General features: G+C 64.4%; 19 protein-coding genes. 3 read left to right on the top strand and 16 right to left on the bottom strand.

The annotated features are described in order from the left end of the window. Positions 1–7 precede the first annotated feature (7 nt). The 3 genes from merA to merT are packed head-to-tail and all read right to left on the bottom strand — an operon-like array spanning position 8 to position 2,357. A complete protein-coding gene (gene merA, locus BUB23_RS13650; protein ID WP_003098932.1) occupies positions 8–1,696 on the bottom strand; it encodes a mercury(II) reductase in 1,689 nt (562 codons plus the stop codon). A gap of 10 nt (positions 1,697–1,706) precedes the next feature. Further along, positions 1,707–1,994, bottom strand: a complete 288-nt coding sequence (merP, locus tag BUB23_RS13645; RefSeq protein WP_003116826.1) for a mercury resistance system periplasmic binding protein MerP — start codon at positions 1,992–1,994, stop codon at positions 1,707–1,709. Between the two features lie 12 nt (positions 1,995–2,006). After that, positions 2,007–2,357, bottom strand: coding sequence for a mercuric ion transporter MerT (gene merT / locus BUB23_RS13640; protein ID WP_003116827.1), 351 nt, complete (start codon positions 2,355–2,357; stop codon positions 2,007–2,009). A 71-nt stretch (positions 2,358–2,428) separates the two neighbouring features. On the opposite strand from merT, the gene merR reads away from it, so the two are divergent. Continuing rightward, on the top strand, positions 2,429–2,836 hold the full coding sequence (gene merR / locus BUB23_RS13635) for a mercury resistance transcriptional regulator MerR (RefSeq protein WP_003098939.1): 408 nt from the start codon (positions 2,429–2,431) through the stop codon (positions 2,834–2,836). Between the two features lie 261 nt (positions 2,837–3,097). Here merR and BUB23_RS13625 read toward each other — a convergent pair whose 3' ends face one another. From BUB23_RS13625 to BUB23_RS13585, 9 genes are all read right to left on the bottom strand, one after another. Further along, positions 3,098–3,922 carry a hypothetical protein gene (locus BUB23_RS13625; protein ID WP_003098941.1) on the bottom strand — a complete coding sequence of 275 codons (825 nt, stop codon included), beginning with the start codon at positions 3,920–3,922 and terminating at the stop codon, positions 3,098–3,100. 288 nt (positions 3,923–4,210) lie between these two features. Continuing rightward, positions 4,211–4,489 (bottom strand): hypothetical protein, encoded by a 279-nt coding sequence (locus BUB23_RS13620; protein WP_003116828.1) that lies wholly within the window; start codon positions 4,487–4,489, stop codon positions 4,211–4,213. Positions 4,490–4,586: 97 nt separating this feature from the next. After that, entirely contained in the window at positions 4,587–5,324 is a 738-nt protein-coding gene (locus BUB23_RS13615) for a DUF5983 family protein (protein WP_003116829.1), read from the bottom strand. Positions 5,325–5,407: 83 nt separating this feature from the next. Further along, the gene (locus BUB23_RS13610) at positions 5,408–6,094 is read right to left on the bottom strand and encodes a hypothetical protein (RefSeq protein WP_003116830.1); all 687 of its coding nucleotides are present in this window, start codon (positions 6,092–6,094) and stop codon (positions 5,408–5,410) included. A gap of 182 nt (positions 6,095–6,276) precedes the next feature. After that, the gene (locus BUB23_RS13605) at positions 6,277–6,669 is read right to left on the bottom strand and encodes a hypothetical protein (RefSeq protein WP_003116832.1); all 393 of its coding nucleotides are present in this window, start codon (positions 6,667–6,669) and stop codon (positions 6,277–6,279) included. Between the two features lie 21 nt (positions 6,670–6,690). Beyond that, positions 6,691–6,903, bottom strand: coding sequence for a hypothetical protein (locus BUB23_RS13600; RefSeq protein ID WP_003116833.1), 213 nt, complete (start codon positions 6,901–6,903; stop codon positions 6,691–6,693). Positions 6,904–7,240: 337 nt separating this feature from the next. Next, the gene (locus tag BUB23_RS27810; protein WP_003108988.1) at positions 7,241–7,552 is read right to left on the bottom strand and encodes a hypothetical protein; all 312 of its coding nucleotides are present in this window, start codon (positions 7,550–7,552) and stop codon (positions 7,241–7,243) included. Between the two features lie 336 nt (positions 7,553–7,888). Continuing rightward, on the bottom strand, positions 7,889–8,389 hold the full coding sequence (gene lspA, locus BUB23_RS13590) for a signal peptidase II (protein WP_003098955.1): 501 nt from the start codon (positions 8,387–8,389) through the stop codon (positions 7,889–7,891). A gap of 3 nt (positions 8,390–8,392) precedes the next feature. Continuing rightward, positions 8,393–11,305, bottom strand: a complete 2,913-nt coding sequence (locus BUB23_RS13585) for a heavy metal translocating P-type ATPase (RefSeq protein WP_003098961.1) — start codon at positions 11,303–11,305, stop codon at positions 8,393–8,395. A 91-nt stretch (positions 11,306–11,396) separates the two neighbouring features. Here BUB23_RS13585 and cadR point away from each other — a divergent pair, with 91 nt between their 5' ends. Beyond that, complete coding sequence (gene cadR, locus BUB23_RS13580; RefSeq protein WP_003098965.1) at positions 11,397–11,795, top strand: Cd(II)/Pb(II)-responsive transcriptional regulator; 399 nt, start codon at positions 11,397–11,399, stop codon at positions 11,793–11,795. 67 nt (positions 11,796–11,862) lie between these two features. On the opposite strand, the gene BUB23_RS27365 is transcribed toward cadR, so the two are convergent. After that, a complete protein-coding gene (locus tag BUB23_RS27365) occupies positions 11,863–12,225 on the bottom strand; it encodes a DUF3703 domain-containing protein (RefSeq protein WP_196495817.1) in 363 nt (120 codons plus the stop codon). A 24-nt stretch (positions 12,226–12,249) separates the two neighbouring features. Beyond that, positions 12,250–12,459, bottom strand: coding sequence for a sterol desaturase family protein (locus BUB23_RS27360; RefSeq protein ID WP_014747696.1), 210 nt, complete (start codon positions 12,457–12,459; stop codon positions 12,250–12,252). 411 nt (positions 12,460–12,870) lie between these two features. On the opposite strand from BUB23_RS27360, the gene BUB23_RS13565 reads away from it, so the two are divergent. Continuing rightward, positions 12,871–13,506, top strand: a complete 636-nt coding sequence (locus BUB23_RS13565) for a cation efflux transmembrane domain-containing protein (RefSeq protein WP_003098972.1) — start codon at positions 12,871–12,873, stop codon at positions 13,504–13,506. A gap of 723 nt (positions 13,507–14,229) precedes the next feature. On the opposite strand, the gene BUB23_RS13560 is transcribed toward BUB23_RS13565, so the two are convergent. Beyond that, positions 14,230–16,260 carry a DNA topoisomerase III gene (locus BUB23_RS13560; RefSeq protein ID WP_003116834.1) on the bottom strand — a complete coding sequence of 677 codons (2,031 nt, stop codon included), beginning with the start codon at positions 16,258–16,260 and terminating at the stop codon, positions 14,230–14,232. A 283-nt stretch (positions 16,261–16,543) separates the two neighbouring features. Further along, a complete protein-coding gene (locus tag BUB23_RS13555) occupies positions 16,544–16,984 on the bottom strand; it encodes a single-stranded DNA-binding protein (protein WP_003098976.1) in 441 nt (146 codons plus the stop codon). Between the last annotated feature and the right edge of the window lie 64 nt (positions 16,985–17,048).

Below are 17,048 nucleotides of genomic sequence, written 5' to 3'. Positions count from 1 at the left end.
CTTTTCCTCATCCGGCGCAACAGGACAGTTGCTTCACGTCCTTGTTGAAGGTCTGCGCCGCGAGCTTCAGTCCCTCGACCATGGTCAGGTAGGGGAACAACTGGTCGGCCAGCTCCTGCACGGTCATCCGGTGGCGGATCGCCAGCGCGGCCGTCTGGATCAGTTCGCCCGCTTCCGGCGCGACCGCCTGTACGCCGATCAGCCGCCCTGAGCCAGCTTCCGCCACCAGCTTGATGAAGCCGCGCGTGTCGAAGTTGGCGAGCGCCCTCGGCACGTTGTCGAGCGTCAGCAGCCGGCTGTCGGTCTCGATGCCGTCGTGGTGCGCTTCCGCCTCGCTGTAGCCCACGGTCGCCACCTGCGGATCGGTGAACACCACCGCCGGCATCGCCGTCAGGTCCAGCGCCGCGTCGCCGCCGGTCATGTTGATCGCGGCGCGCGTGCCGGCCGCCGCCGCCACATAGACGAACTGCGGCTGGTCGGTGCAGTCGCCGGCAGCAAAGATGTGCGGTGCGCTCGTGCGCATGGCGCGGTCGATGACGATGGCTCCCTGCGCATTGACTTCGACGCCTGCCGCTTCAAGGTTCAGGCTGCGCGTGTTCGGCGCGCGACCGGTGGCGACCAGCAGCTTGTCGGCGCGCACTTCCCCCTGCCCGGTGGTGAGCACGAATTCCCCGCCCGCATAGGCAACGTGGCTCGCCTGGGTGTGGTCCAGCACCTCGATGCCCTCGGCGCGGAAGGCGTCTGTTACGGCTTCCCCGATGGCCGGGTCTTCTCGGAAGAACAGCGTGCTGCGCGCCAGGATCGTGACCTGGCTGCCCAGCCGGGCGAAGGCTTGCGCCAACTCGACCGCCACCACGGAGGAACCAATCACGGCCAGCCGCTCGGGGAGCGAGCTGCTTTCCAGCGCCTCGGTGGAGGTCCAGTGGGGTGTGTCCGCAAGGCCCGGGATTGGCGGAAGCGCCGGGCTCGCGCCGGTGGCAATCAGGCAGCGGTCGAAGTTCACCTCGTGCGTGCCGCCGTCAGCGGTCGCCACGGTCAGCGTGCGCGTGTCCCTGAACCGGGCCTCGCCGCGCAGCACGGTGATGGCCGGAGTGCTTGCCAGGATGCCTTCGTACTTGGCATGGCGCAGCTCCTCGACGCGGCCTTGTTGCTGGGCCAGCAGCCGCTCGCGCAGTACAGCGGGCGCTGCGGCCGGCAGGCCAGCATCGAACGGGCTTTCGCGGCGCAGGTGGACGATGTGCGCGGCGCGGATCATGATCTTGGACGGCACGCAGCCGACATTGACGCAGGTGCCGCCGATGGTGCCGCGCTCGATCAGCGTGACGCGGGCGCCTTGCTCCACGGCCTTCAAGGCAGCCGCCATCGCCGCGCCGCCGCTGCCTATCACAGCCACGTGCAGCGCTTGTTCACCGCCAACATGCTTCGTTTCGCCACCGAGCCAGCCCAGCGCCTTGTCTAGCAGGCCGGCAGGCTTGTTCGGCGTGTCGGTAAGCCGTGCGCGATAGCCGAGCGTGGCCACTGCGGCAACCAGCGGGGCCACGCTCACGCCTGCATCCGCCTCGATTTCGGCCTGCCGCTGCGGATAGGACACCGAGGCCGCGCGCACGCCGGGCACGTTCGTCAAAGCCTGCTGGACGTGCTCGGCGCACGACGTGCAGGTCATGCCTTCGATGTGGAGGGTGATCGCCTCGGCCATGATTACGCCCTCACTGCTTGACGCTGGACGGGTAACCCGCGTTTGCGGTGGCCTTGGTCAAGGCGTCGGCATTGGTCTTGGCCTCGTCGAAGGTGACGACGGCCTCCCGCTTCTCGAAGCTGACTTCGGCCTTCTCGACGCCGGCGACCTTGGACAGAGCCGTCTTGACCGTGATCGGGCACGCGGCGCAGGTCATGCCGGGCACCGACAGGGTGACGGTCTTGGTGGCAGCCCAGGCGGGCGCGCTTAGAGCGGCGGCCAGGGCGATGAGGGTGGTGAGGGTGGTGAGTTTCTTCATGGTGATCTCCTTTCAGTAGAACAGCGGCAGGACGTAGGGAAACGCGAGGGCAACCAGAACCAGGGCGGCCACGATCCAGAAGATCACCTTGTAGGCAGTCCGCACTTGGGGCACGGCGCAAACGTCGCCGGGCTTGCAGGCATGGGCTGGTCGGAAGATGCTGCGCCAGGCGAAGAACAGCGCGATGAGCGCTGCGCCGATGAAGATCGGCCGATACGGCTCCAGCACGGTCAGGTTGCCGATCCACGCGCCAGAGAAGCCGAGCGCGACCAGGACAAGGGGGCCGAGGCAGCAGGCCGAGGCGAGGACGGCCGCGACGCCGCCGGTCGCCAGTGCGCCGCAGCCGTTCTTGGGTTCCGACATAAGGTTCTCCTTCCGGGACTTCGCTTGATGCTGTAACGTTACTTCCGTAGTCAACTACGGAGTCAAGCGCCATGGAGAACGCTCAAGAGAATCTGACCATCGGGGCCTTCGCCAAGGCAGCCCGGGTCAACGTGGAGACGATCCGCTTCTATCAGCTCAAGGGCTTGCTACCCCAGCCGGAGCGGCCCTACGGTCGCATCCGCCGCTACGGGCAGGCGGACGTGGCGCGGGTGAAGTTCGTGAAGTCAGCCCAGCGCCTGGGATTCAGCCTGGATGAAGTCGGCCAGCTCCTGAAACTGGAGGACGGCACCCATTGCAGCGAGGCGGCCGAACTGGCTGCTCACCGGCTGGCCGATGTGCGCGCACGCATGGCGGACCTCACGCGGATGGAAGAGGCCCTGTCGACGCTAGTGAGAGAGTGCAACGCGCACCATGGCAATGTTTCCTGCCCGTTGATCGCAGCTTTGCATTGCTGCTAAAGGGCCCACTTCGGCTCTTAGCGTACGATTTTTTTCCGTTTTCTGAGACGACCCCTGATTGGCGATGGCTTCGGTCAGCACGGGGCGCAGGTCAGCGCCTTTGAATCGCAGTGACATGGATGAAATCTCCTGTGTGGAAGAATGAGAAAGGCCTCCATCCGATGGGATGAAGGGCCTGTAGTGCACGCGGCCGGAACGGCTGGAACGCCGTGGCGGATGCCTCGGGTCAGCCGCAGGACCGCCCGGTTTCGCTGCGGGGCGTCATGCCGGGACGGCCTGGCGCTTGCGGGCCGCTTTCGCGTCGAGGATGCTCACGTCGATCTGGCGCCAGCGCCCGTCGTCGATGAGCCTCTCCAGCACTTCGCCGAGCATGTCGAAATACACCTCGTCGTGCCGATCGACCAGTTCGACCGATTCACCGTTCTGACGGTGCAGTTCCACCACGTAGGTGTCTCCGCCGCGGTCGTAGAGGATCGTCACCCGGCCCTCGAACTTCGCGGTCGAGACCGTGAAGCTGATCGCCGGCGGGGTCTCGATGATCTTGGAGGGCGTGGGATCGACCCAGGTGAAGTCGCGGGCACCGGCATCCACCAGCATGTGGGTGATGCGCCGGAAGCGATCGGGGGCCGGCATCTCCTCCAACTGCTCGATGAGCTGGCCCAACTCCATGCACTGCGGCGTGGGAATGGGCAGCTTGGCCGGCGCCGAGCCGAGGATGTGCCTCGTGATGGTGTACGGCGTGCCGTCCGAAGTCTCCTCGGTGATGACCTCCGGCGTGTCCGCGCGCAGTCCGTCGAAGCGACGACGGGCATAGGGTTGGACATGCACCTTGGCGCCTTCGGCAGGAACCGTGGTCACCAGGCTGGGATCGAGCACCGCGAACTCGGAAGGCTTGAGCTTGACGACGATGGCATCGTCGGTCGCGGCGACCACCTTGCCGTCGAAGGGTTGGGGGTCGATGGCGAAGCCCAGCGTTGAGGACAGCGGCTGATCATCGAACACGCGGTACTTGAACGACCGCACGTTGCGGGGCACATGGCCTGCGACCAGCGAAGGCATCATGGATTTGATGAGGGAACGATCCATGGGGAAACTCCTTGAGGAAAAACAAGGGATTCCCCGCCCGCAAGGGAGAGGTCCCTTGTGGGTGGCGTGGATGGACGCGGTAGGTCCGTAGGAAGAAACGACCAGCACGGTTTCCCGCGCTTGCAGCCTCGAAGGTCTCGACTGCCTGGGCATGTGCCGGCAACGCCGACGAACATGGGGCAAGCATGGCCCTGGGGCGGTCTGCCTGCCCGCAGGAAACGGCACCGCACCACAACCGTTTTCCTGTGCTGCGGGCAAGAAAAAGCCCCTCGAAAGGGGCTGGAGGAATCAGGCTTGGTACACGAAGTAGTGCTCGCGCTGACGCGGAAAGAACACGTGTTTCCACGTGTCGCCGCTTGTGTTGCCACCGTCGAAGACGACCATTTCGTAGTCGTCCACGTCGGTGTCCACCAGGTCGGCGCTGGCGATATGGCGCATGTGCAGCGTGCCGCTCATGCGCTCGAATACCAGGATCTGGCCGATGGCATCTTCCTGGCTCATGGCGTTGACGCAGGCTCCGAGTTGGTGCTCGAAGTCGGATGCGGGTGTGATGAGGTCGGGGAACATGGGATCGCTCCTGTGAAAGTGCGCCGGCCCGGCTCTCTGGCGGGAGACCGGGCCGGCATGCGGTGAGGACAAGGAAGGCCGGGGATGTGTGTGGCAGCTATTCGCCGGCCAGCGATAGGCCCGGCAACACGGGTGCGTCGGCATCGAGGATGAGGATGCGCACGTCGGCCTGGCCGGCCAGTTCAAGGATCTGTGCCAGCTCGTCCGGCATGCCCTTGCTGCGGTGCTCCTGCCGAAGCTGCTCGGCGGCGATCCCCTCGACGTCCTGCAGGTGCTGGTCCGTCCAGGGCGTGGAGATCAGCTTGACGCCGATCGCCGGGCTGTAGGGAATCCGGAACGCGATGAACAAAAAGGCCTCCGGCGTCGCGAGGTCAGCCAGGTTGGCCAGGTACTGGCCGGTTTCGCGGCTGATGTGCGCGCTGCTGATTTCCCAGCACCGGCTGTAGTAGCCGGTCTCGAAGCTCAACCGCTGCACGACTTCCCGTGCGGCCTCGGCCGAATAGGTGTCGCCAATGTGGACGGGGCGGCCGTCGAAGTCGTCGCCGTGGATCGCGTACACCACGGCACCCACCATGCCTTCGCCGCTGCCCCCTTCAGCCGCGTCGCATTCGGCGATCAGTGCGGCGCCGACAGGTTCGGTGCCAGTCCTGACCACCGCGAAGTCGCTGGTGATGATGCAAGGAGAAGAAACCAGCGCCGCGTCGCAGAGGTGCTGCTGGCTCGGGTGGATGTTTCGCCAAACATGCGGGCTTCCGTCCTCGTAGCTGATGGACAGCGTGCGGACGATTTTCAGATTCCAGTAGCCGCGTAGAAAGGGATTGGGATTCTGGGACATGGGATTTCTCCAACAGAATAATGATGGAGCAAATCCCCGCCACCGGGAATTGACCCCGGTGGGTGGAAAGAAAGGAAACAGCGTCAGGTGACGCTGATCGTTGGCGTTTGGGCCAATCGCTCGGCGACGCGCCGGCGCAAATTCATGCGGAATGGCTCGTCGCTGACGCCCGCCAGCAGATTGATGGTCTCCAGCGCGATCAGGGCCGAAGCCTCTTCGATGTCGGCGGCCACAATGGTCTTGCGCAATTGGTCGCCGAGCTGGAGGGCCTGGGAGGAGGAGCTGATGAAGCGGACCTCGCGGCTCAGGTAGCAGCCGTTGCCGCCGAACTCGAACAGCCGCGGCTTGCTGCAGTACCAGCAGCCCTCGAACTGGATGGCGGTCAGGTGGTGCCCGTCATCGAACCGGGTGGCGATCAGAAACAATGCGTCGAGATCGGCGGTGTCCTCGAACGAATGACGGTCGATCAAGTTCCCCAGCTCTTCGTCCTCATCGGCACGGAAGTGCACGGCGAGCAGTTCGAGCAGCGGCGGGATCGACAGCCCTTCGTCGTCCGGCATCGGAATACCGAGTTGCGTGGCCAGGTCTTCCAGGCCATCGAGCACGTCCGGCCATTGCGGATTGGTGGTCTCGGCGATCTGGGCGATGTAGGCCTGCCCGTTGCCGGGGTGGCTCTCGTCCAGCGCGAAGGCGCCGAACAGCGCCTGGATGACGGGCGTCACACGGTCGAGCACGAGAACGCCGGTGGCTTCGTAGTAGTTGTTGGCCATGAAGGCTCCTTTCGATGAATGAACGGAGCCAGCCCTTGCGGACGATGGCATCCGCAGGGGAAACCGCCTGATGCCGGATGGCGCTGGGCGGGGAGAAAACGCGAGGGACATGGCCTCGAACGAGGCGCATGTCCCTCATGGGGTCCCGTGAACGCAGTGATGAAGGTGTGCCAGGGACCGGCTCACCAACCGCTGTAGTTCAGCAGCAGGTCGGCGATCACCTGGCGACGTTGCAGATCGAGACCATCGAAGTCCGACAGTCCTTGGAAGTGGCAGCGCTTGAGCATGGCACCGCCCTCGCGCGCGTTGTAGAAGCTGAACATGGCGGACAGGAACATGCGTTCCCCGCTGCTCAGGACGCCGAGTGCGTCGTTGGCACGCAGCATGTCGGGACGCAGATCCCACTTGCTCTTTGCCTGGTTCAGGCCTTCGCGCGTGCCGTCGCCAAACCATTGCGGGCCTGCGATCTCGACGCCGCGCTTCCAGACCTCGAAGAAGGCTTGGGGCGCGGCGGCGAAATGCTGCTCTTCCCGCATGATCTGATCGACGACTTCCTGGGGCAAAAGCTGGTTCATGACGTGGTTCCTCCAGTTGGATCAGGGTGTGGCGAGCTGGGACCAGCCGCCTCTTTCGAGGGCACGTTGAGCCGCGGCATAGCTGCGGAAGTACTGGCAGGATTCCCGCGAAACGGGACCTTCTGTATCGCGCGTGCCGATGTAGTGGCCGGCGGCGCTATGCAGGATTTCGAGCGGCAGGAACTTGCCGCAATGGATCAAGGCCAACTGGCCGAAAGAGGCTTGCTGGGACATGGACGGGCTCCTTGGAAAAAGCGGGGCCTCGTCCCTCACGGGATGGCAGCTCCCGCACGCGGTTGAGAAAAAAGCATCGGCGTCACGGGTGACGCGCGTCCGCAGACTCGATGCGATGGCGGACTGGCGGGTAGCGCGGAAAGAATCCGCGGCAGCCTGGAAACTCTGGCTGCTGGCATGGTGCTGACGAATCAGCGACACATGCGGGCAGCTTCATGCGCGAGGCGAGCCGCGTCAGCCGGAAATCGGCATTTGCAACAGCCCCGATTGGCGAACGCGGAAAAAAGAAAGCCCCGCAATAAGTGCGGGGCTGTCAGGAGGATGAGGCGAAACTGGGTCAGCGAGGCCTGTCGCCCAGTACATGCTGCTTCCACAGGGCGAATGCCTCGTCCGGTCCCAGCTCTGCGAGGATGACGATGGGCTGGCCCCGACGGGCACGCAGCGATGCGAAATACGCTGGCCGGTCGGCGATGGCGTTGAGCTTGATGCCCTTTAGGAACAGCAACTGGCGGGGGCGAACTTTGGTGGTAACGCAGGCATGATTGCGCTTGTTTGGGGCAAAAGGGCCAGCGAAGCGGGCGGACACGGCCAGAAAACCGCGACGAACTACTTGTACTTGCCAGGCGAGGCGAACGGGTGACATCAGCATATCGCTATGCGGTAAAGAAGACCGTCCTAAAGCTTGCAGGATCCCGGCATAGCTTCATCATCACCTCTCCGTGACGGCTCATTGGAACGAAAAAGGCCAGCATCGCCGTGATGGACTTTCATAATTGCCAGGTCAACTGGCTTGCGTGCTGTTTATTCACAGCAAGGCATTGCGACGTCGTTGCAGCAATCGCCGCCATCGCAACAGGGCGTTGCAGCAAAAGCGGCGGTGGGCGCTAGCATGAGGGCCAAGCCGCGGCCGCTCATGCTGGGGGCCGTTCTCTTCAGATTGGTGTCCTGCACCGTGTGCATTGCGAATTTCCGGATCGTCCCAATGTCACTGGGACTCCTTTGTGGCGGCCGGGTTCTCCACGCTCATGAACGACTGGGCCACCAGCGCGATCGCCCCGCCCACGATGGCCATGTCAGCGATGTTGAAGGCGGGCCAGTGCCAGCCGTGCAGGTGAAAGTCGATGTAGTCGATAACGTGCCCGCGCGTGGCGCGGTCGAACGCGTTGCCCAATGCGCCGCCCAGAATGAGGCTGTACGAAAGGCCTTCCGTTTTGCGCAGCGGCCGGGAGAGCAGCCATGCGAGCCATGCCGATATTGCGAACGCGATCGCCAGAAAAAACCACCGCTGCCAGCCGCCCGCGCCAGCAAGGAAGCTGAACGCCGCGCCGGGATTGAGAGCGTGAACTAGGTTGAAGAATGACGCCACCTCGTGCGACCAACCCAAGGGAGTTGTCGCGTCAATGTAGCTCTTAGCTGCCTGATCGCCGGCGAATATAACGATCGCGAGTGAGTACCACTGCGTCTTGCGAAGAGATGGTTCATCCATTGTTCATGCCGCCTTGAACTTCAGGAGGCGCAGCCCATTGACGACAACCAAAAGACTTGCCCCCATGTCAGCGAACACAGCCATCCACATGGTGGCATGCCCTGTGAACGTCAACGCAAGGAACACCGCCTTGATGCCAAGGGCCAGAACGATGTTCTGCGTGAGGATCGCCGCAGTGCTACGCGACAGCCGGATGAAGGCGGGGATCTTGCGCAGGTCGTCGTCCATCAGGGCGACGTCGGCTGTTTCGATCGCGGTGTCGGTGCCGGCCGCGCCCATGGCGAAGCCGATGTCGGCACGGGCGAGCGCGGGCGAATCGTTGATGCCGTCGCCCACCATGCCCACCTGGCCCTCGCCGCCGACCAGGCTTTCGATGGTCTTGAGCTTGTCTTCGGGCAGTTGGTCACCACGGGCTTCAGAGATTCCGACCTGGGCAGCGATGGCCGCGGCCGTGTGCTGGTTGTCCCCCGTCAGCATCAGCGTGCGCACACCCAGCGCCTGCAGGTCGGCCACCGCCTCACGGCTGGTTTCCTTCACGGTGTCGGCCACTGCAAAAATGCCGAGCACGGTCGCATCGTCCATCAGCAGGATCGCTGTCTTGCCTTGGCGCTCCAGGGTCTCCAGCCGAGCCTGGAGCGTCGCTTCGCTCAGGCCCAGCTCCTGGGCGAGCCTGTGGTTGCCCATGTGCAACATGCGCCCGGCGACGCGGCCGCGCACGCCGCGGCCAGGCAGCGCCGCGAAGTCGTCGACCTCGTGCAGCGCGATGCCGTCACGGTTCGCCTTGCGGGCGATGGCCTGAGACACAGGATGGTCCGAGCGTGCCGCGAGGCTTGCGGCCCAGGCGGCAACTTCCTGCGCCTCGCCGATCAGCGGCACGAAGTCGGTCTGCTCGGGCTTGCCATGTGTGAGTGTGCCGGTCTTGTCCAGGGCCAACGCCTTGAGCTTGCGCCCGCCCTCCAGGTAGACGCCACCCTTGATCAGGATGCCGCGTCGGGCGGCAGCGGCCAAGCCGCTGACGATGGTGACCGGCGTGGAGATGACCAGAGCGCAGGGGCAGGCGATCACCAGCAGTACCAGGGCCTTGTAGACCCAGTCAAACCATGCGCCGCCGAAGGCGAGCGGCGGCACGACGGCAACCAGCACGGACACCGCGAACACCGCCGGCGTGTAGACGCGGGCGAACTGGTCGACGAAGCGCTGCGTGGGCGCACGGCTGCCCTGCGCGGACTCCACGGCATGGATGATGCGCGCGAGCGTCGAGTCGCTGGCGCCTGCGGTCACCTTGTATTCGAAAGAGCCGGTCTCATTGATGGTTCCGGCGAAGACCTGGTCACCTTCGGCCTTCTCGACGGGCAGGCTCTCGCCGGTGATGGGCGCCTGGTTGATGGCCGATCGACCCGAGGTGATCAGGCCGTCCAGTGCGATGCGCTCGCCAGGACGCACGCGGACCACCGCGCCCTTTGCGACCTCCTTGGCCGGCAGCTCTGTCCATGAGCCATCGGCCTGCCGCACGGTCGCGGTCTCGGGCGCCAAGTCCATCAGCCCCCGAATGGCGTTGCGGGCGCGGTCCAGCGACTTCGCCTCGATCACTTCCGCCAACGCGAACAGGAACATGACCATGGCGGCCTCCGGCCAGTGGCCGATCGCCATGCCGCCGGTGACCGCGATGGCCATCAGGGCGTTCATGTTCAGGTTGAGGTTCTTCAGCGCGATCCAGCCCTTCTTGTAGGTGCTGAGGCCGCCGGTGAAGATCGAAACCAGTGCCAGCACGATCACGGCCCAATGATTGCCGTCGTTGACCCAGTACACGCCTTCGGCGGCCACCGCCGCAACGCCCGAAACCGCCATCGGCCACCAATTGGTCTTGTGCGCGGCCACCGGGGCATCGCGCGGCTCATCAGTCCTCTGGACCTCGGCTTCCATGCCCAGCGATTCGATGGCTTCGACTGCCGGCTTGATCGCGTCGGGTGTGTGCCGAACCGTGAGCGTGCGCTGCATCAGGTTGAAATCCATTCCCTGCACGCCCGGCATGCCTTGCAGCTTGCCGCGGATCAGACTTTCCTCGGTCGGACAGTCCATCTTCGCGATGCGAAGTACCGTGGTGGCTGTCTGCATGTCCTGCCGCGCAGCCTGCATTCCAATGGAAGCAAGCGCCTTCTCGATCGGCGCTGAGGTCGCCAGCGTGTGCTGGACTCCCAGCACACGCTGCATCAGATTGAAGTCGAGCGCGGTCACACCCGGCAGCTTGCCCAGCCGGTCGCGGATCAGCGCTTCTTCCGTCGGGCAATCCATGTTCTCGATCCGGTACGTCACCCGCTCGCCGATCGGCGGCGCGGAAACGGCAGCGGTTGGTTGCTGCTGCAGGGCCGAGGATGGGATCACAGCCGCGGCTTCGATCGGCCCCGTGTGGCCGAAGGTCTGCTCCTTGGCGCGCATGCCGATCGAGGCCAGGACCTGCTCCATCTGCGCGCGTGCCTGAGCGAGGTGTTTCACCGACAGGGTGCGCTCAGCGAGGTCGAAGTCGAGGTCCTGAATTCCCTCGACTGCCCCGAGGTGCGAGCGGATGAGTTTCTCCTCGCTCGGGCAGTCCATGTTCTCGATGCGGTAGGTGGTCGACACGGCGGCGTCTCGGACAGCCTGAGCCTTCATGCCCACCGAATTCAGCGCTTGCTCCAAGGCATCGGCCGAGACTTCGCGGTGCGAAATGGTCAACAAACGCTGCGGAAGATCGAACAGGAGCCGCTCGACACCGGGCATGCCCTCCAGCGTTCGCCGCACCAGTGCTTCCTCATTGCGGCAATCCATGTTGCTCACGTGGAAAACGGTGGTTTCAGTGCTGGCCTGCTCACTGGCGCACGCCGTCTGTTGGCCATTGCCGCCGGAGCAGGCGCATGGGCTGGAAGGTTCTTTGTTCATAGATCGCTCTTCATTGACAAGGTTTTCCCCGGATGCCATCATTAGAAAACCTCTAGTAGATATAGAGTCAAGTTTTTTATAGGAAGCAACCATGATGCGGATCGGTGAACTGGGCAAGAAGGCAGATTGCTTGGTGCAGACCGTGCGCTTTTACGAGTCAGAAGGCTTGCTGCCCGAGCCTGCACGTAGCGAGGGCAACTTCAGGCTCTATGACGAAGTCCATTTGCAGCGCTTGCTGTTCATCCGCCGCTGCCGGGCGAAGGACATGACGCTGGATGAGATCCGTCAACTGCTGAACTTACGGGATCGGCCAGAGTTGGGCTGCGGCGAGGTGAACGCGCTGGTCGACGCTCATATCGCGCAAGTGCGGACCAAGATGAAGGAATTGCGCGCCTTGGAGCGCGAGTTAATGGATCTGCGACGCTCCTGCGATAGCGCCCGAACCTCGCGCGAGTGCGGCATTCTCAACAGCTTGGCCGAGCCCGCCTGAAGCTCGAGCGTGTCATCGGTGCTGGAAGTGATCGGGTCCAGTTCTGAGAGCCACGTGCCGCGCTCCATCATGCGAAAGCGCGCGATTCTGACGTTTTGAGACGGCGTGCGACCGAGGGCGTGGCCCACAGGAGCCAGCGCGAGCCGGACGACCTGCGCGCCGCAATCTCCGCCACCTTACGGGTTCTCCAGGCCAGACCGAGCATCGCGGCGTGGCTGCGCAGGTGCAGGTGCAGGCCAAGGTAGCAGTGCGCCACGACGCGGCCCGACTCATGGGCACGCCACGCAACTCGCGATCGCTTCGCAAGAAGCCGCAAGGCCCGACTCGCGCAAGAATGCGACGTGGGCAAGATCGTATAGCCAGCAGCGCAAGCGTTTGCCGCTGCTGGCCGGCTCCGGAAGGGATAGACAAGCTGCGGGCCGTAGTCCATTGGAAAGTCCATCTTTCTTGAGTGTCACTCTTTGGCGCCCAGCGTGTGCTTTTGCGACCGGAAAGCGCTGAACAAGTGGCCCCCGGGCATCCAGAAATCGCCGTAGTTGACTTGGGCGTCTTCGTGCTCACGCTTGTGATGCCAGCGATGGGCTTCAGCCACCCCGATCAACAATCCCAACGGCCCGACCCGGTATCCCAGATTGGAGTGCTGGAAGGCCAGATGCACGACCAAGAAGCCGAGCCATGCGCCGACGGCCAACCACAGCTTGGAACGCCGCTACTGGCTCAACGGGGAGTGGAAAGGCCGCCCGCCCTCTAGCAAGGCGGCACAAGCGAGCGCGACGATCACTGTGAGTAGCTCCGTCGGAAAAGACGGCCGGCCGGTCGCGAGCTCGCCGAAGAGCACAACCGCAGTGGCGCCACGGATCAGTGGATAGCAGCCATACCGGATGACAGTCGCAATGAAGGGGGCGCATTGGTGCTCATCTGTTCTGTCCTAAAGCTCTGACTGGATTGGAAAACCTTCTAGCTACGGTAGAGTCAAGGGCGTCCGGGAAGACCCTGTGGCAAGTTCGTTGCATCTGCGCCTTGACTCTCCAGCCGCTACAGGCTTCAGCATCCATCGATTTGGAAGGAACAATGCATGGCTGAAAACCACAGAAATCACGAAAACGACGAGTTGGGCCGCCTAGATGCGAGCGATGCGAAGGACCGAAAGATTCTTCTGACTGTGTTGCTGATCAACCTGACGCAGTCCGCCGCCGGCATTGCCCTTGGCATCTGGGCTGGCTCTACGGCGCTGATGGGCGCCGGGTTGGACAACCTCGCCGATGCGTCGGTCTATGCGGTTAGCCTGTATGCCGTCGGTCGTGCGGCAACGGTCAAGGTGGGCGCGGCCCGCTTGTCGGGTTTCTTGCTAATCGGCCTGGCCGCGCTGCTGCTGTTGGAAGTCCTACGCCGCTTCGCTGGAGGGGAAGAGCCTGTCGGCCCAGCCATGATGGCCATGGCCGCGCTGAACGCGGCTTTGAACCTAGTGTGCCTCAGACTACTGCGCCGCCATCGCGGGGAAGATGTGAACTTCAAGGCGTCAGCGATCTTTACCAGCAACGACTCCATCGTCAATGGTGCGATTGTGCTGTCCGGGGTGCTGGTGATGGGGTTCGGGTCGAACATCCCGGATCTGGTGCTGGGCGTCATCGTGGCCGCAATCGCAGCGAATGGGGGGCGGGAAATCCTGCGCGAAGCATCGGAAACAGCTCGCCGTAAGGCGGGCACATAAGGCATGTTTTCGCCCAGTTCATCCCGAGGTTTACCTCTGCAAAAGAGGTAGTCCAGCCTTTGGGCTACGGCCTCGGCTGCAGCCGAGCGTACCATTGGCGATGGCCGCGCGATAGGCGGGCATGCCGTTCTCGACCTCCGTCTGCCGTACAGCAGCGGTGCGCAAGGTTGAGGGTGCATGTCGTCTCTCCTGTTCGTGTGGCCCAGGCCAATGGCCGGGCCGGGACGTTGATGGGCAGGAGAATGGCGCCGAAGGCCCAACGGCCTTCGGCTCGGGAGAAAAGAGGAACCACCCGTGGGCTGATTGGCAGGCCCGGTCGTCGCTAGAACCGTCTGCTCATCAAGCAATCACACCCGGCCCATGTCGTGGCTGGGGCCGGCATCGTCTGGCGCACATCCGCGCACAAAGGGAGCCCGTTTTTGCACCGGCGGGCACCGGCACCGATTACCGCTGACCACGAAGGGTCTCCCGGTGGCTCGTGCAGCCTGGCAAGCCACCGGGAGACCCTTCGCAGAGGGCGGAAGAAACGCAGATCAACAGAACGCGCGTGGTGCGGCTCGCAGAGAAGCTACCTTCAGGTCCCGCGGCCGGGGACGGCTGGGCGGGACGCGCACACGGATCAAGAAGGCGTTGCGCGCTGGGCGTCCCGCAGGGCATGCGGCGGAGTGCGGGACAGGGGCCACGCCGCCGAAGGCGGGCACGGCTCACGGGGAACGGGGGCGGTCAGGAGCCTTTGCGGCCGCTACGGCGCGGGCGCGAGGCGCCGCGCTTGGAGCTGCCGGATTCGACTGGCAGCGTGCCTTTGCAGTCCGGGTAGCGGCTGCACGACCAGAACGGGCCGCTCTTGCCGCTGCGCTGGCGCGTGGGTGCGCCGCACTGCGGGCATGCCGGCCCTTGGGGAACCTTGATGGACAGGGAGGCGCTGCCGTACTGCGCAATCAACTGCGAAATCCACGCGGCCTGCTTGCCGATGAACACGTCCAGGGTGAGCTGTCCGGCCTCGATCATGTCGAGCGCCTGTTCCCAGACGGCGGTGGTGCCAGGGTCGGCAATCGCCGCAGGCACGGCATCGATCAAAGTGAAAGCCGCATCCGAGGCGCGGATGGCGCGCCCCTTCTTCACGAGGTAGCCGCGAGCGATCAGGCCGCCGATGATGTTGGCCCGCGTCGCTTCGGTGCCGATGCCAACCGTATCCTTGAGCTTCTGCTTCAGGCGGGGATCGGACACCAGCTTGGCGACGCCTTTCATGGACTTGACCAACTCGCCTTGCGTGTACGGTTTGGGCGGCAGCGTCTTGAGTGCCTTGAGATCGACGTCGGCCACCTGGCATGCCAGGCCCTCATACAGTTTCGGCAGCGCGGGCAGCACCTGGGCGCGGACCGCAGTATCGCCCTCGCCATCACCGTCTTCGGCCTGCGGCTCGGCGAGCACCTGGCGCCAACCCGGGATGACAACCTGCTTGCCCGTGGCCGCCAGGTTCTGCCCCCCGCACGAAAACTTGGCCACAGTGCGGTCGAACTCGTGGTGAGGGAGGAACTGCGCCAGGTAATGCGACCGGATGAGCCTGTACACGGCCAGTTCCTTCTCGCTCATGGCGGAGAGCTTCGCCGGTTCGAGCGTCGGGATGATGCCGTGGTGCGCCGTGACCTTGCCATCGTTCCAGGCGCGCGAGCGCTGCGAGCGGTCGAGCTGGCCCATGATCGAGCGCAGCGAGGGATCGGTCTTGAGCAGGCTGTCGAGAACGGTGGGCACTTCGGCAAACATGCTCTCGGGCAGGTAGCCGGAGTCCGAGCGGGGGTACGTCGTGGCCTTGTGCGTCTCGTACAGGGCTTGGGCAATCTCCAAGGTTTCCTGCACGTCCAGCCCAAGCTGCTTGGAACACACTTCCTGCAAGGTGCCCAGGTCGAACGGCAGCGGCGGGCCTTCGCGGACACGCTCAGTCTCCACCGACACGACGTGGGCACTGCCCGCAGCGCGGATCTGCTGCATGGTCTGCTGTGCGACCGGCTGCCGCAGGCAGCGGCCTGCGTCGTCGGTGCACGCATCGGGTGGAACCCATTGCGCGGCGAAAGTCGAACCGCCTGCGAACAGGGACACGGCGATGGCCCAGTATGGTACGGACACGAAGCGCGCGATCTCGCGGTCGCGGTCCACAACGAGCTTGAGCGTCGGGGTCTGTACGCGGCCGACCGACAGCACGCCGTCGTAACCCGCCTGTCGCCCCAGCACCGTGAACAGCCGGCTCAGGTTCATGCCCACGAGCCAATCCGCACGGGAGCGCGCCAGCGCCGAGTGGTACATCGAAAGCGTCTCGGCCGAAGGCCGCAGCTTGCCCAGTGCCGCCCGAATGGACGCATCGTTGAGCGCCGACAGCCACAGGCGTTCGATGGGGCCGCGGTAGCCGCAAAGCTCCACGATCTCGCGGGCGATCAATTCGCCCTCGCGGTCGGCATCGGTGGCGATAACCAGGTGAGTCGCCTTCGCCAAGAGCGCCTTGACGACCTTGAATTGCGTGGCGGTCTTCGGTTTGACCTCGACCCGCCAGTGCTGGGGAATGATGGGCAACTGCTCAACGGACCATCGTTTGAGCTGCTCGTCGTAGGCCTCGGGCGGCGCCGCCTCCACGAGATGGCCGATGCACCAGGTGACCGTGACGCCGGAACCGTTGAGGCAGCCTTCACCGCGCTGCGTGGCGCCGAGAATCCGGCCAATGTCTTTGCCCTGGGAGGGCTTCTCGCACAAGAACAGCCGCATATCCGTCCATCCCGATTCCTGTTGTTCATGGAGTTGCTGGGATCGAGGATGCCGAGCGCAGCCCCTGGCAGCAGCAAACAAGCCGCATGCGGCAGCGACCGCTTTCACGCCGATGAAATGGCGAGTGCGGGGAAGGTGCGTGGCCGGAAGTGTGCGGGCCGAGAGCCGCGATTTCCGGGAGCGCGCGTGGAACTCGGTGGACGTTGGTGGAGCTATCCCCTGGGGATAATTCGCAGCGCATGGAGGGCGGCGAAGCACTGCGGCAGCCGCCCTCCATGCCCGATCACTTCCTGCGCTTGGTCTCTTTCGGCGCCGTCGATTCCTGGGTGGCCTGGGGCTTCGGCTCTGCCTCCTGTGGCTTCGGGCTGAGGGCCACAGACTCGATGCGGTACGGCAGGATGCCGACACTGCGCGCGTTGACCTGCCAAGTCTCACGCGGCTGATCTTCGTTGTCCGTCCAGGGGTCGCGCTCCATGCGGCCGACGACCAGCACCCGCATGCCCTTCTGGTAGAGCTGCTGCCAGCGGTCGGCGTCGTGGTGCCAGAGTTCCACCGGCGCCCAGAAGCCGCCGCGGTCCTCGAACTCGCCGCCCTTGGTGGGGACGGGGTTGTCGAAGTACACGTTCAGCCGGAGCAACCGGCGAGGATCGTCGTTGCCATTGGGGAATTCGCGGTACTCGGGAGGCGATCCGATGTTGCCCTCGCCGATGAATTGTGTGCTCATGTTGGAATCTCCGTGGTGGTTGAAATACCCGTGCCTCGTTGGGCTCGGGCGCGTGCTCGGATGG

This window comes from Pollutimonas bauzanensis, from assembly GCF_900129885.1.
In the GTDB taxonomy this organism is placed as follows: domain Bacteria; phylum Pseudomonadota; class Gammaproteobacteria; order Burkholderiales; family Burkholderiaceae_B; genus Pollutimonas; species Pollutimonas bauzanensis.
This window is presented reverse-complemented; position numbering and strand designations above follow the sequence as displayed.

Excerpts from the sequence above, each read along its gene's own strand:
- merA (WP_003098932.1), bottom strand. The coding sequence starts at position 1,696 with ATGGCCGAGGCGATCACCCTCCACATCGAAGGCATGACCTGCACGTCG.
- merP (WP_003116826.1), bottom strand. The coding sequence starts at position 1,994 with ATGAAGAAACTCACCACCCTCACCACCCTCATCGCCCTGGCCGCCGCT.
- merT (WP_003116827.1), bottom strand. The coding sequence starts at position 2,357 with ATGTCGGAACCCAAGAACGGCTGCGGCGCACTGGCGACCGGCGGCGTC.
- merR (WP_003098939.1), top strand. The coding sequence starts at position 2,429 with ATGGAGAACGCTCAAGAGAATCTGACCATCGGGGCCTTCGCCAAGGCA.
- BUB23_RS13625 (WP_003098941.1), bottom strand. The coding sequence starts at position 3,922 with ATGGATCGTTCCCTCATCAAATCCATGATGCCTTCGCTGGTCGCAGGC.
- BUB23_RS13620 (WP_003116828.1), bottom strand. The coding sequence starts at position 4,489 with ATGTTCCCCGACCTCATCACACCCGCATCCGACTTCGAGCACCAACTC.
- BUB23_RS13615 (WP_003116829.1), bottom strand. The coding sequence starts at position 5,324 with ATGTCCCAGAATCCCAATCCCTTTCTACGCGGCTACTGGAATCTGAAA.
- BUB23_RS13610 (WP_003116830.1), bottom strand. The coding sequence starts at position 6,094 with ATGGCCAACAACTACTACGAAGCCACCGGCGTTCTCGTGCTCGACCGT.
- BUB23_RS13605 (WP_003116832.1), bottom strand. The coding sequence starts at position 6,669 with ATGAACCAGCTTTTGCCCCAGGAAGTCGTCGATCAGATCATGCGGGAA.
- BUB23_RS13600 (WP_003116833.1), bottom strand. The coding sequence starts at position 6,903 with ATGTCCCAGCAAGCCTCTTTCGGCCAGTTGGCCTTGATCCATTGCGGC.
- BUB23_RS27810 (WP_003108988.1), bottom strand. The coding sequence starts at position 7,552 with ATGCTGATGTCACCCGTTCGCCTCGCCTGGCAAGTACAAGTAGTTCGT.
- lspA (WP_003098955.1), bottom strand. The coding sequence starts at position 8,389 with ATGGATGAACCATCTCTTCGCAAGACGCAGTGGTACTCACTCGCGATC.
- BUB23_RS13585 (WP_003098961.1), bottom strand. The coding sequence starts at position 11,305 with ATGAACAAAGAACCTTCCAGCCCATGCGCCTGCTCCGGCGGCAATGGC.
- cadR (WP_003098965.1), top strand. The coding sequence starts at position 11,397 with ATGATGCGGATCGGTGAACTGGGCAAGAAGGCAGATTGCTTGGTGCAG.
- BUB23_RS27365 (WP_196495817.1), bottom strand. The coding sequence starts at position 12,225 with ATGGACTACGGCCCGCAGCTTGTCTATCCCTTCCGGAGCCGGCCAGCA.
- BUB23_RS13565 (WP_003098972.1), top strand. The coding sequence starts at position 12,871 with ATGGCTGAAAACCACAGAAATCACGAAAACGACGAGTTGGGCCGCCTA.
- BUB23_RS13560 (WP_003116834.1), bottom strand. The coding sequence starts at position 16,260 with ATGCGGCTGTTCTTGTGCGAGAAGCCCTCCCAGGGCAAAGACATTGGC.
- BUB23_RS13555 (WP_003098976.1), bottom strand. The coding sequence starts at position 16,984 with ATGAGCACACAATTCATCGGCGAGGGCAACATCGGATCGCCTCCCGAG.